This window comes from Kosakonia sp., from assembly GCF_032104925.1.
In the GTDB taxonomy this organism is placed as follows: domain Bacteria; phylum Pseudomonadota; class Gammaproteobacteria; order Enterobacterales; family Enterobacteriaceae; genus Kosakonia.
This window is the reverse complement of record NZ_DAMCGF010000002.1, coordinates 400464-417350: the sequence shown is the minus strand read 5'-3', so window position 1 is coordinate 417350 and position 16887 is coordinate 400464. Positions and strand designations below refer to the sequence as shown.

Here is a 16887-nt window from a genome sequence, read left to right as displayed (position 1 = left end):
TAAATTACTGGCGATATGCCCTCTATTTATGATTCATCAAACTGTTATGCGGGCAGCATAATTAGTGATTATTGAACGGTCAGGATGAAAACAACAGGTAAATCGAAATGCTTGCGTAAGTATCTCTGTAAATAAAATTTATTAAGGATGATTCTATGCCAACGGGTTATTTTCTACGTCTTGGCGATAAGACAACATGCGGCGGCCGTATTCTTTCAGGCTCTCCGCGCCATAGCTTTGGCGGGATGGCGACCGCAAGGAATGGTGACTCTGTATCGTGTGGTAAAGATGGAAAGATCTACTACATCGCGGGTGGCATACCCGATTACTGGATTTATGGCGTTGCAGCAGCAGGGACGTTGCATAGCCGAAGCACGTGTCCCTGTAGAGCAAGATTTATTTCGTCATTTCCAAATGCCTCTTATTGGCTTGAAGAAGCAAAACCAGTTAAAGCCATTCCTGTCGCTGCCCCGCCAGTTGCAAACGCTCCTCCTCAACCTGCAAAAATTGCAGAACCTGAACAATATGCACAAGCGGCGAAGAAGAAAAATAACTTTGCGGACACCTGTGGGCCCGAAGATAACCCGCTATTGAACGGCGTTTATATCTGGACTGAAATCACAGAAACCGGGCACGCTTTTGTTTCCGTGCATGAAAATAACGTTGTTTACCTTTACACCTATGGCAGATACGGAAGAACTGGCGGGCCAATTGAAACGACAGGTGACGGTATTCTCGATTTTATGAAAGGCGAAGATGCGAGGGAGTACTACAGAAAGGAACTTTACGAAAATAATGCCCGCGTTTTTAACATCAATGACGCAAGCATACCGAAAACTCGCGCTTTCTTTGAAAACTTGTGGGAAAAGGGAACAAAGCCTGTGGGGATAAAGGAAAACAGCGTTACAGATCGAACAGGTCACTCAATTGACTCCTACGATGTAACGGGAAGAAACTGCACAACCCACACAGTGGCTGGCATAAAAGCAGCGGGCTCGACGATCTTTGATACAAGCTACAACTCAAAGAGCACTCAGCTCCCTATTGAAGCAGAAGAGTATTTTGCCATACCAGTATCATTACAAAATCATCTTCTCGGTAAAAGCCGAAACCTAAAGTCTATGGCAGTTGTAGAAGTTACTGACGAGTTTAAAAATCAGTATCCGAACATAAACGGACAACATGTATCTCCAGAAGGAATCAAAGGCAAAGCTAAACGCTTCGCCGCAGAAACAATGTCTTCAATAGGTTCGATTTCCCCATACTCAGGCGCGAATGTTGGTGGAATTCTTGGAGAATATGATGAGTAATTTAACGAAAGCCATTTTTCGATGGGGCGGGATAGTCGCAGTATCACTTTGCTACTTTATTACACTGATAGCATCAACATTCGCTTACAGTGCATTCAGTGAGCGAGAAAGTATGCAGTTTTATGGCCCAATTCCATTAAAAGAGTACAAAGCATCAATAGACTCGCTCATGCAAGCCACTGATGGCGTTTTTAGTGTCGCCTTCTTTGGCTTTGCGATCTGTGTCCCGCTGATCTTAATTATCTTTAAAACGGTACGATAATGAATAAGCAGTACTGGATCAGGTGGGCGTGTATCGCGCTCATCTGCGTTGCGTATTACGTTATCGTGCTTTACTTCGATCTTGTATTCGCAGTGAACTATTCAGAAACAGTAAGCCAGGGATGGGATTTTACGCCCTCTCAGTTGACCTGGTTTGTTATGGAGTTATCGCAAAATCACGTTGATTCGGCATTAGCCTCTCTTATAGGTTTCGCTGTCTGCGTTCCTCTGATCTTGCTCATCGTCAAGAAAGTGAGATGACCGCCAAAGGCTGGAGAGATCCAGCCTTTCCCTTTCTTTTTATCAGGACAATACACGCCGAATACCCGTTGGTGGTTCGTCGTTGAATGTCAGAACGATCAAAAATAACCTTCGCATAGTAAATTTCTGAAACTAAACACATATAAACCAATTTCGGCGGTGTTTTATAAGAAAGAAGGGGGGATTCTGGAGCGGGCGAAGGGAATCGAACCCTCGTATAGAGCTTGGGAAGCTCTCGTTCTACCATTGAACTACGCCCGCATTGAGATGCGACAAGCATTATAACCTCTTAGCGCGTGAGAGCAAGGCGAGTTTGCGGGTAACCGCTGGAGTTTTAAGCAGTTAATCGTCTCTGGTATAGCGCCGTCATTTTGTTGCGAAAATTAGGACAACATAACCTCCCGCGTTACGCTTTCAGGCATAGCATAGCTCCAGTTCCCACTCATTTTCAGAGAATCGCTATGAACGCTAAGCCGTTGGTTTTGGGATTTATTATTTTTGCGGGCTCGTTGAATACTGCACTGGCGGATAGTTGCCAGTCCAACATTTTTGGCGGCCAGGATTGCCGCTATGACGATGGCACAACATCCAGCAGCCAGGCCAATATTTTCGGCGGGCAGGATACCAGGTACAGCGACGGAAGAACCGCAACCAGCCGAGCCAATATCTTTGGTGGGCAAGATACAACGTCCAGTGACGGTAAATCATCCAGCAGCAGAGCGAATATCTTTGGCGGCCAGGACACCGATTACAGCGACGGTAGTCATTCCAGCAGCCGGGCCAACATTTTCGATGGCCAGGATACTAGCTACAGCAACGGTAAGTCCTCAACCAGCCGCGCAAATATCTTCGGCGGCCAGGATACGCAAAACAATTAATTCCAGACAACTATTCGAGCTAACAGGCCGGGCGACCGCCTGTTAGCTTTACTCATCAGCATTTCGGCGGGCTGCCCTGAGGCGGTAAATAACGCAGCGGATCGATAGCTGTCGCCTTATAGCGCAGCTGGAAGTGCAGGCGCACGGAATCCGCGTCACTGCTGCCCATGGTGGCGATCTTCTGACCCGCTTTCACACTCTGCCCGTTATTGACCAGCAGCGTATCGTTGTGCGCGTAAGCGGTAATGTACTCTTCGCTGTGCTTAATCATGATCAGGTTACCGTAGCCGCGCAGCTGATTGCCGACATAGACCACCTTCCCGGCGCCAGAGGCATAAACCGGTTGACCGCGTGTACCAGCGATATCAATGCCTTTGTTCCCGCCATCAGAGGTGGAATAGGTCATGATGACTTTTCCGGTTGTCGGCCAGCGCCAGCAGCGTTGCCCTACCGGCGGCCACGACGAGAGCGGAACTTGCGAGGAAGGCACCACTTTCGCGGTTTTAGTACCGGATTTTGTCGAGGATGAGGTGGTTTTCGACGCGCCATTCACTTTCAATCGCTGCCCCACTTCAATGGTATACGGCGGTGAAATACCGTTCATGCTGGCAAGATCTTTTACGCTGGTGCCGGTAATACGGGATATGCGGTACAGGGTATCGCCCCGCTTCACCGTATAAACGGAGCCGGAATAAGTAGAGTTACTACCGGCGCAGCTCGCCAGCAGCAAACTGATTGCCAGGCAAATGACAATACGAAACGGGCTTTTCGTCAGGCATCCTGCGCGCAAAACAGATCCTCGAATAGAATAAATGGCGACATATCATACCAGCCACTCGCCGGTTGCTAAACCCTTCAAACGGAGTTGCGCGGAATCGGGTAACCCTGCGCGATAATTTCCATTATCTCCGGCAAAAAAGGTGTGGAGGGCATCTTCACCAGCGCCGGATAAAATACCTGCGGTGAGGGAAACACATCCACAACATGGCAATGACTGAGTTTACGGGCGTCGACTTCCGATGACGGCAGCAGCGTTGCCGCGGCAAGACCAGACTCCAGCCACTCCAGAATCACCCCCGGCTGGGTGATGTGCATAATCACCTTCGGGTTACCACCCGCTTTACGAAACAGATCGATCAGCATCTCGTAAGTACCCGCGTCTTTTGCCCGGTGCAGCAACACCAGTGGAAACGCCGCCAGCGCCTGATAATCAAACGGGCTCACAGGAGCTTGCGCCAGGCACTGCTTACTGATCACCGCCACCAGCCGCACCGGATCAAAAGACACATAATCGAAGCCTTCGCTGCGATAAGGCCGCTGGATCATCGCCAGATCGATCGTGCCTTCATTGAGCATGGTTTCTAAATGGCTGGAATCAGTAACGGATATATTAATTTCAGCGTCGGGGTGGCGCTTATAAAGCTCCAGTAATAACGGTTTAAAATAGCATTGAAAAAGATGGGTTAAGCCGAGTCTTAGCTGGAATTTTTCTTTATTGGCAATTGCTACAGTTTCCCGTGCCGTATCTTCAACCTGACGTAATATTTCACAGGCTTTACGATAAAGAAAATAACCGGCTTCGGTGGGTTCAATTCTGTTTCCCTGACGCGAAAATAAGGAAACCTGTAACTCTTCCTCCAGTTCCTGGATCCGTTTACTGAGCGGCGGCTGCGCCATATTCAGCACTTTCGCCGCCTGGCTTACGGAGCCCTGCTCTACCACACGGCAAAAATAACGCAATCTTTTCAAATCCATACCGCTTTTCTCCGCTATACCTGAGCGCTCAGTATCACACCTGGCGTAAAAAAGGAAAAGCACGACATTTTATGTCATTTATCAACCTGAATTTAACATTCTTATAAAGAGTACTTTTTTGATCTGGTCTGCCTCAGGAAAACGGTATTTGTTTAATCACCACAGGAAAAATAAGGTAACGGCAGTCAGTAAATTCCCATCTGAAAATGGAAAAGACCATGTCAAATAGCAAAAATAATAATGCCAGCGGCGTTTGCGATTTACGTTCTGCTCTTGAATTACTCAAAACATTGCCCGGCGAATATGTGGAAACCGACACCGAAGTGGATCCACACGCGGAACTCTCCGGGGTTTATCGTTATGTTGGCGCAGGCGGAACCTGCCAGCGCCCGACGCGGAAAAACGGCCCGGTGATGGTGTTCAACAAGGTAAAAGGTTTTCAGGATATCAGCGTCGCCATCGGCCTCAACGGTTCCCGCAAACGCGTCAGCCACTTCCTTAACTGCGCGCCGGAAAAACTTGGTCACCTGCTGAAAGACTCGGTACAAAACCCGATTCCGCCAGTGCTGACCCAAGACCACGCGGTGTGCCAGGAAGTGGTGCATCTGGCAAGTGATGCGAATTTCGATCTACGCAAATTGCTACCTGCACCAACGAACACCGAAGAAGATGCTGGCCCCTACATCACCATGGGTCTATGTTACGCCTCTGATCCAGAAACGCGTGAATCCGATATCACCATTCACCGCCTGTGCGTGCAGAGCCGCGATGAACTGTCGATGTGGCTAACACCGGGTCGCCATATCGACGCATTTCGCATGAAAGCGGAAGCCGCGGGGAAACCGCTGCCGATCTCCATCAGTATCGGTGTCGATCCGGCAATTGAAATTGCCGCCTGCTTTGAGCCGCCGACCACACCGCTGGGTTATGACGAACTGAGCGTTGCCGGTGCGCTACGCGGGCACGCCGTGGAAATGGTGCAGTGTAAAACCATCAACGAACGCGCCATTGCCCATGCGGAAATCGTTATTGAAGGCGAACTGCTGCCGCACGTGCGTCTGCGTGAAGATCAGAACACCGATACCGGCAAAGCGATGCCTGAGTTTCCTGGCTACACCGGCGAAGCCAAAGAAGCCCTGCCAGTTATCAAGGTGAAAGCGGTAACCCATCGCTATAACCCGATCTGGCGTACCACAGTTGGGCCGGGCGAAGAACACGTCAACATGGCGGGTATTCCGACAGAAGCCAGCATTCTTGATATGGTGGGACGCGCCATGCCGGGTAAACTGCTTAACGTCTTCGCGCACTCAGCGGGCGGCGGCAAGCTGCTGGCAGTGATGCAATTCAAAAAATTCTCGCCTGCGGATGAAGGCCGTCAACGCCAGGCCGCGCTGCTTGCATTCTCCGCGTTCCCGGAACTGAAACACGTGATTCTGGTTGATGAAGATGTCGATATTTTCGACAGCGACGATGTGCTGTGGGCGATGCAAACCCGTTATCAGGGCGATGTCGATACCGTCACCATTCCCGGCGTACGTTGTCACCCGCTCGATCCATCGCAGGTGCCGGAATACAGCCCGAGCATTTTGCAGCAGGGCATGTCCTGCAAAACCATTTTTGACTGTACGGTGCCGTTCCATCTGAAAAGCCACTTTGAACGCTCGAAATTCAAAGCGGTGGATGTGAAACGCTTCCTGCCAGATTTCGAATAAGGGGGCCGGTGTGACCACATTGCAACGCATCATTGTTGGCATCAGCGGCGCTTCCGGTTTTCAGTATGGCGTGAAAGCACTTGAGCTTTTGCGCGGGCAGCCCCTGGAAGTACATTTGGTTGTCTCGAAAGGAGCGGAAAAAACCTGTGCGCTGGAGACGGATTATCAGCTAGATGAGGTGATGGCGCTTGCGGATGTGGTGCATCCTGTCGGCAATCTTGGGGCTGCCATTTCCAGCGGATCGTATAAAACCATGGGCATGCTGGTTGCGCCCTGCTCCATGCGAACGCTGGGATCTATCGCCAACTGCCTGACGGATAACCTGCTCACCCGCGCCGCCGACGTGGTGCTCAAAGAGCGACGCCGTCTGGTGCTGCTGGCGCGCGAAACGCCGCTTAATCTCGGACATATTCGCAATATGCAGGCAGTGACCGAAATGGGCGGGATTATTTTCCCGCCGGTCCCGGCGCTCTACCAGCGTCCGCAATCCACTGATGAGATCATTACCCACAGCGTCAGCCGTGCGCTGGATCTGTTTGGTATTGATGTGAAAAATCTCCCGCGCTGGGGCGAGGGAAACCTCGCTCATCACGCGTAACGTGCAGGAAACATTATGTTAATCGGTCCTTATGTGAACGGCGCCGCCGTCATTGTTGGTGGTCTGCTCGGTTCACTGGTTGGTACGCACATTCCCGAACGCGTGAAAGTGGCGCTGCCGCTGACATTTGGTTTGTGCTCTGTTGGTCTGGGTATCAATCTCGTTATTAAAGTGAAATTTATGCCCGCCGTGGTGCTGGCGATGGTGATCGGCGCGGTAATCGGCGAAGCGTTTTTCCTCGAAAAACAGATCGGCAAAGCGGCCGGCACCACGCGTGGTTTAATCAACCGTATTTTCCCGCCGGTTCAGGGTCTTACCCATGATGAATTCACCGAGAAGTTCGTCGCCATTCTGGTGCTGTTTTGCGCCAGCGGCACGGGGATTTTCGGTGCGATGCATGAAGGTATGACCGGCGATCCCTCGATTTTGTATATCAAGACGGTGCTGGATCTGTTCACGGCGGCGATTTTTGCCACCATGCTCGGCTTCTCGGTGATGACTATCGGTATTCCGCTGATCATCGTCCAGGTGACGCTGGCTACGCTCGCGGTCTTTATCCTGCATATGATCACCCCGGATATGATGGGCGACTTCTCCTGCGCGGGTGGTTTAATCATGGTGGCGACCGGGCTGCGAATTTGTAATATCAAGCCCTTTCCGGTGGCGAACATGCTCCCCGGTCTGGTGCTGGTGATGCCCTTTTCCGCTCTCTGGGCCACTCTTTTTGCCTGAGCCTCGGATATACTAGCGTTTGCCCGGTGGCGCTGTGCCTGGCAGGTCCGTGAGATCGCGTTCTTCCGGTAAGTCAGGCATAGCGCCACCCGGCGTTGTTATGTTCGGGAGTCGTTATGGTTATACAAGAGCACGTTATTTTAGTTAACGACCAGGGAGAGGTACTCGGCACAAAGGAGAAATATGCCGCGCATACCTCACATACACCGCTGCATCTGGCTTTCTCCTCCTGGCTTTTTCGCCCGACAGGCGAATGTCTGGTTACCCGCCGCGCCATGAGTAAAAAAGCCTGGCCCGGCGTCTGGACCAACTCCGTTTGCGGCCATCCGCAAATGGGTGAAACCATTGAGCAGGCGATTGTCCGCCGCTGCCGCTACGAAGTGGGAGCCGAAATCGCCGCTATCACCACTATCGCACCGGGTTTTCGCTACCGGGAAACCGATCCTTCAGGCATTGTCGAAAATGAGATCTGCCCGGTCTTTGCCGCAGAGATCGTATCGCCGCTTAAAATAAACAGTGATGAAGTGATGGAATATCAGTGGGTTAAACTGGATGCGTTGCTGCACGCGCTCAATGCTGCGCCCTGGGCTTTCAGCCCGTGGATGGCGGCGGAAGCCACAAGCGCGGAAAAGCAGTTACGACAATTTGCCGCAGAATTAGCGCAATAAAAAAGCCCCGACGCGACAAACGCCGGGGCTTTTTTTATCGCTGAGCGATTATTTCACCGGACGCATCGCCGGGAACAGGATCACATCGCGAATGGTATGGCTGTTGGTGAACAGCATCACCATACGGTCGATACCGATACCCAGGCCGGCAGTCGGCGGTAAGCCGTGTTCCAGCGCGGTCACGTAGTCTTCGTCGAAGAACATTGCTTCGTCGTCGCCCGCTGCTTTCGCATCGACCTGATCCTGGAAGCGCTGCGCCTGATCTTCCGCGTCGTTCAGCTCGCTAAAGCCGTTACCGATTTCACGTCCGCCAATGAAGAACTCAAAGCGGTCGGTGATTTCCGGGTTCTGATCGTTACGACGCGCCAGCGGCGAAACTTCCGCCGGGTATTCGGTAATGAAGGTCGGCTGGATCAAGTGCGCTTCGGCCACTTCTTCGAAGATCTCCGTGACGATACGGCCCAGACCCCAGCTCTTCTCAACCTTGATACCGATGCTGTCAGCAATTGCTTTCGCGCTGTCGAAATTATCCAGATCCGCCATGTTGGTTTCCGGACGGTATTTCTTGATCGCTTCGCGCATGGTCAGTTTTTCGAACGGCTTGCCGAAATCAAACACTTCGTCGCCGTACGGCACTTCGGTTTTGCCGAGGATGTTCTGCGCAAGCGTACGGAACAGAGATTCGGTCAGCTCGATCAGATCTTTATAATCCGCATACGCCATATAGAGTTCCATCATGGTGAACTCAGGGTTATGGCGAACGGAGATACCTTCGTTACGGAAGTTACGGTTGATTTCGAACACGCGCTCGAAACCGCCAACCACCAGACGTTTAAGGTACAGTTCCGGCGCGATACGCAGGTACATGTCGAGATCCAGCGCGTTATGGTGGGTGACAAACGGACGCGCAGACGCACCGCCCGGGATCACCTGCATCATCGGCGTTTCCACTTCCATAAAGTCGCGGCCTACCATGAACTGGCGGATACCAGCCAGGATCTGCGAGCGCACTTTGAAAGTGTTGCGGGATTCATCATTCGAGATGAGATCCAGGTAACGCTGACGATAGCGCGCTTCCTGATCCTGCAAACCGTGGAATTTGTCCGGCAACGGACGCAGCGCTTTAGTCAGCAGGCGCAGCTCGGTGCAATGGATAGAGAGTTCACCGGTCTTGGTCTTGAACAGCTTGCCGCGCGCGCCGAGGATATCGCCGAGATCCCATTTTTTGAACTGCTCGTTGTAGACACCTTCCGCCAGATCGTCACGAGAGACATACAGCTGAATGCGGCCCCCCATGTCCTGCAAGGTTACGAAAGAGGCTTTACCCATGATGCGGCGGGTCATCATACGGCCCGCAACGGCGACTTCAATGCCCAGCGCTTCCAGCTCTTCGTTCTCTTTGGCATCGAATTCCGCATGCAGCTTGTCAGAGGTCTGATCGCGACGGAAATCGTTCGGGAACGCCACGCCCTGCTCACGCAGTTGCGCCAGCTTCTCGCGGCGAGTTTTCAGTTCATTATTAAGATCGACTGCCGCGTCAGCGCCTTGTGCTTGTTGTTCAGACATGTTGGTTCCTCATAACCCTGCTTTCAAACTTGCTTCGATAAATTGATCCAGGCTGCCGTCCAGCACCGCCTGCGTGTTGCGGGTTTCAACCCCGGTGCGCAGATCTTTAATGCGGGAATCATCCAGGACATAAGAGCGGATCTGGCTGCCCCAACCGATGTCCGACTTGGTGTCTTCCATCGCCTGTTTCTCAGCATTTTTCTTCTGCATTTCCAGTTCATAAAGCTTCGCCTTCATCTGCTTCATGGCCTGGTCTTTGTTCTTATGCTGGGAGCGGTCGTTCTGGCACTGCGTGACCAGCCCGGTTGGAATGTGGGTAATACGCACCGCGGATTCCGTACGGTTTACGTGCTGACCGCCCGCGCCGGATGCGCGATACACGTCAATGCGCAGGTCCGCCGGGTTGATTTCGATATCAATATCGTCATCCACTTCCGGGTAGACAAACGCGGAGCTAAACGAGGTGTGGCGACGTCCGCCGGAATCGAACGGGCTCTTACGCACCAGGCGATGAACGCCGGTTTCGGTACGCAACCAGCCGTAGGCGTAATCACCCATGATCTTAATGGTGACAGATTTAATGCCGGCAACTTCACCTTCAGACTCTTCAATGATCTCGGTTTTAAAGCCGCGCGCTTCCGCCCAGCGCAGGTACATGCGCATTAACATGCTCGCCCAGTCCTGCGCTTCGGTGCCGCCGGAACCGGCCTGAATATCCAGGTAGCAGTCGGCGCTGTCGTACTCGCCAGAGAACATGCGGCGGAACTCCAGTTGCGCCAGTTTCTCTTCCAGCACATCCAGTTCGGCGACCGCTTCGTTAAAGGTTTCTTCGTCTTCGGCTTCAACCGCCAGATCCAGCAGGCCGCTGACATCTTCCAGCCCCTGACGCATTTGATCCAGCGTATCAACGATAGCTTCGAGTGAGGAACGCTCTTTGCCCAGCGCCTGTGCGCGCTCAGGTTCGTTCCACACGTCCGGCTGTTCCAGCTCGGCGTTTACTTCTTCCAGACGCTCTTTCTTGGCGTCATAGTCAAAGATACCCCCTAAGAACGTCGGAGCGCTCCGTGAGGTCCTGAATACGATTTTTTACCGGGTTAATTTCAAACATGGTCTGATTTCTTTTAATGGACTAGTCAAAATGCGGTGATAAGGGCGGAAGTTTACCGGATTCCCGCCCTGTTTTATAGCGAATACTGGCGCTAAAGTGGCCAGAGATTCTCGATGATCAGCTGTACGCTACGATTGCCGCGAAACTCGTTCACATCCAGTTTATAAGCAATATTTACCTGCCGCACACCGTTGTCCGGCCAGCAGGAGGTATCGACGTTAAAAGCGATACCATCAAGCAGCGGACCGCCGCCAACCGGCTCCAGCATCACCTTGAGATGACGCTCACCCACCAACCGCTGCTGCAGGAGGCGAAACTCACCGTCAAACAGCGGTTCCGGGAACATTTGCCCCCAGGGGCCAGCTTCCCGCAGCATCTCCGCGACTTCCAGCGTCATCTCCTGCGCCGACAGCGGGCCGTCAGAGACAATCTCACCTTGTAATAACGCCGGATCCAGCCATTCGGTCACCAGCTCGCCAAAGCGCTGGCGGAACTCTTCAAAACGGTTTTCTTCCAGCGTCAAACCGGCCGCCATTGCGTGACCGCCGAATTTGAGCATCATGCCAGGAAACAGCATATCCAGACGCTCCAGCGCATCGCGCATATGCAGCCCCTGAATCGAACGCCCCGAGCCTTTCAGCACCCCGTCTCCGGCTGGCGCGAAGGCGATCACCGGACGGTGAAAGCGCTCTTTAATGCGCGAAGCGAGAATGCCGACCACTCCCTGATGCCACTCGGGATGGTACATCGCTAAGCCACCGGGCAACGTTTCACCGCTGCGTTCAAGCTGCTCGCACAGCGTCAGCGCTTCTGCCTGCATCCCCTGCTCAATCTCTTTGCGCGTCTGGTTCAACGCGTCAAGATCGCTGGCTAACTGGCGCGCTTCGCCAAGGTTATCGCACAGTAACAGCGCAACCCCTACCGACATATCATCCAGCCTGCCCGCCGCGTTAAGGCGCGGCCCAAGCGCAAAACCGAGATCGCTTGCCGCCAGCTTTTGCGCGTCGCGGTTGGCAATTTCCAGCAGCGCCTTAATGCCCGGACGGCAGCGTCCGGCGCGAATACGGCTCAGCCCTTGCCAGGTCAGAATGCGGTTATTGGCATCCAGCGGCACCACGTCCGCTACCGTTCCCAGCGCAACCAAATCAAGCAGTTCCGCCAGATTTGGCATCGCCAGGCCGCGCGCCTCAAACCAGCCGTTGTCACGCAAAAAGGCGCGCAGCGCCAGCATCAGATAGAACGCGACGCCAACCCCGGCCAGCGACTTCGACGGAAAATCACAGTCGCGCAGATTCGGGTTAACAATGGCTTCGGCATCCGGCAGCGTGTCACCCGGCAGATGGTGATCGGTCACTACCACCGGAATGCCAAGTTCATGCGCACGCGCCACGCCGGCATGTGAGGAGATACCGTTATCCACCGTCAGAATAAGCTGCGCACCGCGCGCATGCGCTTGATCAACCACTTCCGGGCTCAGCCCATACCCGTCGTCAAAACGGTTCGGCACCAGGTAACTGACGTTTTCGCAACCGAGCGCACGCAATGCCAGCACGCTAAGGGCGGTGCTGGTTGCGCCATCCGCATCGAAATCGCCCACCACAATAATGCGCAACCCTTCACGCAAGGCGTTATAAAGCTGCGCCACTGCATCATCGATACCGGTAAGTTGTTGCCACGGCAGCATGCCTTTAACACTGCGTTCCAGTTCACTGGCCGTGCGCACACCGCGGCTGGCGTATAAGCGACGCAGCAGCGGCGGCAAGTCTGCGGCCAGTTCTGCTGCGTCATCCACCTCACGGCGGCGAAGTTGTATCTGAGCTTTCACGCGAATTATTTACCGCCGGTCGCTTTTTGATGTTGATCGAGGAAGGCTTTCATTTCCGCCGGAGCCTGATACCCCGGAACGAGGTAGCCGTCATTCAGCACGATGGCTGGCGTGCCGTTGACGCCAAACTGCACGCCCAGCGCGTAATGGTTGGCGATGTCGATATCGCAGCTGGCGGGTTTCACCTCTTTACCTTCCATCGCATTATCGAAGGCTTTTTTAGGATCTTTTGCACACCAGATAGCCTTCATCTGGTTTTCAACTTCGCTTGGCACACCCTGACGCGGGAAGGCAAGGTAACGCACGGTGATGCCGAGCGCGTTATAGTCTGCCATTTCGCTATGCAGTTTCTGGCAGTAGCCACACGTGATATCGGTGAACACGGTGATGACATGTTTTTCCTGTGGCGCTTTGTAGACAATCATCTCTTTTTCCAGCGCGTTCAGGTGCGGTAACAACATCTTCGTGGTGACGTTCACTGGCTGCGCGCCACTGACATCGTACATCGGGCCCTGGATGATATGTTTGCCATCTTCGGTTACATACAGCACGCCGCTGTTGGTCAATACGGCTTTCATTCCGGCAACAGGTGCGGGCAGCACTTCACCACTTTGTACACCCAGTTTTGCCAGCGACTGTTTGATAGCCGCATCATCGGCATGCGCCGCGCCGGTAAACGCAGCCAGCAGGGTGAACATCACTAAACCTTTTTTCATAACACATCCTTAGATTGTCAGCATTCACGCCCGCGGGTGATGCTGTTGATGAAGCTTGCGCAGTCGCTCGGTAGCGACATGCGTATAAATTTGCGTGGTCGATAAATCCTGGTGGCCTAAAAGCATTTGCACCACGCGCAGATCCGCGCCGTGGTTCAGCAGATGAGTGGCAAACGCATGGCGCAAAACGTGGGGCGAGAGCTTTTCACTGTCTATGCCCGCAAGCGCCGCATAGTGCTTGATGCGGTGCCAGAAAGTCTGGCGCGTCATCTGCTGCGCGCGCTGGCTGGGAAACAGCACATCAATTGAGACACCGTTTAGCAGCCAGGGGCGACCATGCTCCAGATAGTTTTCGACCCAGTACACCGCCTCTTCGCCCAGCGGCACCAGGCGTTCTTTATTGCCTTTACCAATCACTCGCACCACGCCCTGGCGCAGGCTGATATCACTCATCGTCAGGCCAACCAGTTCAGAGACGCGAAGGCCGGTGGCATACAACACCTCAAGCATCGCTTTATCGCGTAACTCCAGCGGTTGGTCAACCACCGGCGCCTGCAAAAGCCTGCCTACCTGCGTTTCACTCAAGTCTTTCGGTAAACGTTGCGGCAATTTAGGTGATGCGAGTAAAGCGCTGGGATCGTCGCTGCGTACTTTTTCCCGATAAAGGTACTGAAAAAAACGCCGCACGGCGCTAAGCAAGCGCGCCGAGCTGGTGGCCTTATAACCACCGCTCACCCTTTCAGCTAACAGCGCTTGTAAATCATCGCCTTGCGCTTTTTCAAGACTGCTGGCGTGGTGGTGCAGCCACTCCACCACGCTTTTCAAATCGCGGCGGTAAGCGTTTAGCGTATTTTCCGCCAGGTTGTTCTCAAGCCAGAGAGCATCGAGAAACTGTTCGATACGTGCGAGATCCTGTTCCATCCAGCGTCTCCTTTACTCAAACGCTGCATTATGCCTGATTGATGTACGATTCTGGTACACTGCGTGAAAAGACACATCAAGAATCGAGAAGTTTACGTTATGAATATCGGTCTGTTTTACGGTTCCAGCACCTGCTACACCGAAATGGCGGCAGAAAAAATTCGCGATATTATCGGCCCGGAACTGGTGACGCTGCACAACCTGAAAGACGATGCTCCCGCCCTGATGGAACAGTACGATGCGCTTATTCTGGGCATTCCAACCTGGGATTTCGGCGAGCTGCAGGAAGATTGGGAAGCGATTTGGGATCAGCTTGATAACCTCAATCTCGACGGAAAAATCATTGCGTTGTACGGCATGGGCGATCAGCTCGGTTACGGCGAATGGTTCCTCGACGCACTCGGCATGCTCCACGACAAACTGGCCCCCAAAGGCGCGACATTCATCGGTTACTGGCCGACAGAAGGCTATGAATTTACCAGTAAAAAACCGGTCATTGCCGACGGGCAGCTCTTTGTCGGGCTGGCGCTGGATGAAACCAATCAGTACGATTTAAGCGATGAACGTATCCAAGGCTGGTGCGAGCAAATACTGACGGAAATGGCGGAACGGCTCGGCTGAGCCATCCCCCACCTTAATGCAGCCCCTGCGCCGGATTTTGGGTGATCATCCGGCGTAGATCGCGCCACTCCTGCGAATCCATACTGTCTGCCGCCAGCCATAAATGCTGGCGCCGCCCATCTTCCGCACGGCGTAAACGCAACATCATGCCACCGCGGATCATCCAGGGTGTACCGACAATATCCCACTCCACACCTTGCCAGCGCAGGCGGGAATCCATCAGCAATTTGATCTCGCCATGGCAGGCGTTGATCCGCCGCTGGCTGCGCACACAGTCGAAAACCACCAGCGACAGCAGCAAAAGCCACAGCGGCGTATAGCTCAACGGCCAGGGCATAAAAAGAATGAACGCCGCCACCAGCCCGTGCAGTAATAACGAAATCCATTGTGCGCGCCATGAGACGCGTAAATCAGATTGCCACAGGACCACGATCCCGATTCCGTGTCTGAATTAACTGCACCATTCGCTGCAACTCCGCGTCCTGGGGTTTGCCATGATTCATCAACCAGTTGAATAAATCCGGATCATCACTCTCCAGCAGACGCACAAACAGGTGCTTGTCATGGTCGCTGAGCGAGTCGTACTCGTGTTCGAAAAAAGGCATGATGGAGATATCGAGTTCGCGCATTCCGCGGCGACAGGCCCAATGGATACGGGCTTTATTATTAATATCCATGTTCTTCTCCCTTCATAGGCATGAAGGCCTATTGTAACGTGTTTTTAATATTCCTTTTGCGGAATATTTCGCTTCCCGGGCCAGCTTCCAGAATAAATCGCATCGTCTGCAAAATTATCACTGTGCTGCGTAGCGCCTCGCAATGCTCGCACAATGGCACAAATCGCATGCTTTATCGCTTGCATTGAACAATGGCTCTTTTACCATTAAGTACCAACACAGCGTTAAGCTAATCAGGACATTATTATGGCTTTTACTCCATTTCCTCCGCGTCAGCCGACCGCATCTGCCCGTCTGCCGCTGACGCTTATGACGCTCGATGACTGGGCGCTGGCAACCATTACCGGTGCGGATAGCGAGAAATATCTGCAAGGACAGGTTACCGCTGACGTATCGAAGATGGCGGCGGATCAGCATCTGCTGGCGGCGCATTGCGATTCTAAAGGCAAAATGTGGAGCAATATGCGGTTGTTTCACTATCAGGAAGGGTTTGCATGGATTTTGCGCCGCAGCGTGCGTGAATCGCAGTTGCGCGAACTGAAAAAGTACGCCGTATTTTCAAAAGTCACTATCGCCGCAGATGACGAACATGTGCTGCTGGGCGTTGCTGGTTTTCAGGCTCGCGCCGCGCTGGCTAATCTCTTCACAACCCTGCCGGACAGCGAAAAGCAGGTTGTACAAGACGGTGAAACAACCATTCTGTGGTTTGAACATCCGGGCGAACGTTTCCTGCTGGTTACCGATGTCGCAACAGCAGAACAGGTGACGGATAAACTGCGCGGTGAAGCACAGTTTAATAACAGCCAACAGTGGCTGGCGCTGAATATCGAAGCCGGGTTACCCGTAATTGACGAGCCAAACAGCGCACAGTTTATTCCGCAGGCGACCAACCTGCAGGCGCTGGGTGGCATCAGCTTCAAAAAAGGGTGCTATACCGGGCAGGAGATGGTTGCTCGCGCGAAATTCCGCGGAGCCAACAAACGTGCGCTGTGGTACCTGGCAGGCGCTGCCAGCCGCACGCCGGAAGCAGGTGAAGATCTTGAGCTAAAAATGGGTGAAAACTGGCGTCGCACCGGTACGGTGCTGGCATCAACTCAGTTAGATGATGGCCGCGTGCTGGTTCAGGTTGTGATGAATAATGACATGGAACCAGACAGCGTGTTCCGCGTACGCGACGACGCCAATACGTTAAGCATTGAGCCGCTGCCCTACTCGCTGGAAGAAGAATAATCCGCGTTAACACATCCGCGCATGCTACAGCCGGGCCGGCACAAGCCG

The 16887-nt window shown here is 53.3% G+C and carries 17 protein-coding genes and 1 tRNA gene; 8 read left to right on the top strand and 10 right to left on the bottom strand.

Annotated elements, in window-relative coordinates; translation table 11 throughout:
* The first annotated feature begins 155 nt into the window (after positions 1-155).
* Complete coding sequence (locus tag RT644_RS05045; protein ID WP_313626060.1) at positions 156-1310, top strand: PAAR domain-containing protein; 1155 nt, start codon at positions 156-158, stop codon at positions 1308-1310.
* Positions 1311-2019: 709 nt separating this feature from the next.
* Here the strand turns inward: RT644_RS05045 and RT644_RS05040 are convergent.
* Positions 2020-2093: transfer RNA gene (locus tag RT644_RS05040), tRNA-Gly, on the bottom strand.
* 200 nt (positions 2094-2293) lie between these two features.
* Here RT644_RS05040 and RT644_RS05035 point away from each other — a divergent pair.
* The gene (locus tag RT644_RS05035; RefSeq protein ID WP_313626059.1) at positions 2294-2710 is read left to right on the top strand and encodes a hypothetical protein; all 417 of its coding nucleotides are present in this window, start codon (positions 2294-2296) and stop codon (positions 2708-2710) included.
* 55 nt (positions 2711-2765) lie between these two features.
* On the opposite strand, the gene actS is transcribed toward RT644_RS05035, so the two are convergent.
* Positions 2766-3500, bottom strand: a complete 735-nt coding sequence (gene actS / locus RT644_RS05030) for an amidase activator ActS (RefSeq protein WP_045512762.1) — start codon at positions 3498-3500, stop codon at positions 2766-2768.
* Between the two features lie 65 nt (positions 3501-3565).
* A complete protein-coding gene (locus RT644_RS05025; protein WP_045512765.1) occupies positions 3566-4465 on the bottom strand; it encodes a LysR family transcriptional regulator in 900 nt (299 codons plus the stop codon).
* A 218-nt stretch (positions 4466-4683) separates the two neighbouring features.
* Between RT644_RS05025 and RT644_RS05020 the strand changes: the two genes are divergently transcribed.
* The 4 genes from RT644_RS05020 to idi all read left to right on the top strand — a co-directional run bounded on the left by RT644_RS05020 (position 4684) and on the right by idi (position 8175).
* A complete protein-coding gene (locus RT644_RS05020; RefSeq protein ID WP_045512769.1) occupies positions 4684-6177 on the top strand; it encodes a UbiD family decarboxylase in 1494 nt (497 codons plus the stop codon).
* Between the two features lie 10 nt (positions 6178-6187).
* Complete coding sequence (locus tag RT644_RS05015; RefSeq protein WP_313626058.1) at positions 6188-6775, top strand: UbiX family flavin prenyltransferase; 588 nt, start codon at positions 6188-6190, stop codon at positions 6773-6775.
* A gap of 15 nt (positions 6776-6790) precedes the next feature.
* Positions 6791-7507, top strand: a complete 717-nt coding sequence (locus RT644_RS05010; RefSeq protein WP_313626057.1) for a DUF554 domain-containing protein — start codon at positions 6791-6793, stop codon at positions 7505-7507.
* A gap of 116 nt (positions 7508-7623) precedes the next feature.
* Entirely contained in the window at positions 7624-8175 is a 552-nt protein-coding gene (idi, locus tag RT644_RS05005) for an isopentenyl-diphosphate Delta-isomerase (protein ID WP_020455127.1), read from the top strand.
* A gap of 48 nt (positions 8176-8223) precedes the next feature.
* Here the strand turns inward: idi and lysS are convergent, their stop codons facing one another.
* From lysS to xerD, 5 genes are all read right to left on the bottom strand, one after another.
* Positions 8224-9741 (bottom strand): lysine--tRNA ligase, encoded by a 1518-nt coding sequence (gene lysS / locus RT644_RS05000; RefSeq protein WP_097406128.1) that lies wholly within the window; start codon positions 9739-9741, stop codon positions 8224-8226.
* Between the two features lie 9 nt (positions 9742-9750).
* Positions 9751-10849, bottom strand: a protein-coding gene (gene prfB, locus RT644_RS04995; RefSeq protein ID WP_097406127.1) for a peptide chain release factor 2 whose coding sequence is annotated in 2 segments (ribosomal slippage) — positions 9751-10773 and positions 10775-10849 — 1098 coding nt in all. Because the reading frame shifts where the segments join, the coding sequence is not laid out codon by codon here.
* Positions 10850-10940: 91 nt separating this feature from the next.
* Positions 10941-12674, bottom strand: a complete 1734-nt coding sequence (gene recJ, locus RT644_RS04990; RefSeq protein ID WP_045512778.1) for a single-stranded-DNA-specific exonuclease RecJ — start codon at positions 12672-12674, stop codon at positions 10941-10943.
* 5 nt (positions 12675-12679) lie between these two features.
* A complete protein-coding gene (dsbC, locus tag RT644_RS04985) occupies positions 12680-13390 on the bottom strand; it encodes a bifunctional protein-disulfide isomerase/oxidoreductase DsbC (protein ID WP_020455131.1) in 711 nt (236 codons plus the stop codon).
* 24 nt (positions 13391-13414) lie between these two features.
* Positions 13415-14311 (bottom strand): site-specific tyrosine recombinase XerD, encoded by an 897-nt coding sequence (xerD, locus tag RT644_RS04980; RefSeq protein WP_065370112.1) that lies wholly within the window; start codon positions 14309-14311, stop codon positions 13415-13417.
* A 99-nt stretch (positions 14312-14410) separates the two neighbouring features.
* Here xerD and fldB point away from each other — a divergent pair, with 99 nt between their 5' ends.
* On the top strand, positions 14411-14932 hold the full coding sequence (gene fldB, locus RT644_RS04975; protein ID WP_020455133.1) for a flavodoxin FldB: 522 nt from the start codon (positions 14411-14413) through the stop codon (positions 14930-14932).
* Positions 14933-14945: 13 nt separating this feature from the next.
* Here the strand turns inward: fldB and RT644_RS04970 are convergent, their stop codons facing one another.
* Complete coding sequence (locus tag RT644_RS04970) at positions 14946-15362, bottom strand: protein YgfX (RefSeq protein ID WP_020455134.1); 417 nt, start codon at positions 15360-15362, stop codon at positions 14946-14948.
* Positions 15343-15609, bottom strand: coding sequence for an FAD assembly factor SdhE (gene sdhE, locus RT644_RS04965; protein ID WP_020455135.1), 267 nt, complete (start codon positions 15607-15609; stop codon positions 15343-15345). Before sdhE ends, RT644_RS04970 begins: the two co-directional genes overlap by 20 nt.
* Positions 15610-15855: 246 nt before the next feature.
* Between sdhE and ygfZ the strand changes: the two genes are divergently transcribed.
* Positions 15856-16839 (top strand): tRNA-modifying protein YgfZ, encoded by a 984-nt coding sequence (gene ygfZ / locus RT644_RS04960; RefSeq protein ID WP_313626056.1) that lies wholly within the window; start codon positions 15856-15858, stop codon positions 16837-16839.
* Positions 16840-16887: the final 48 nt, after the last annotated feature.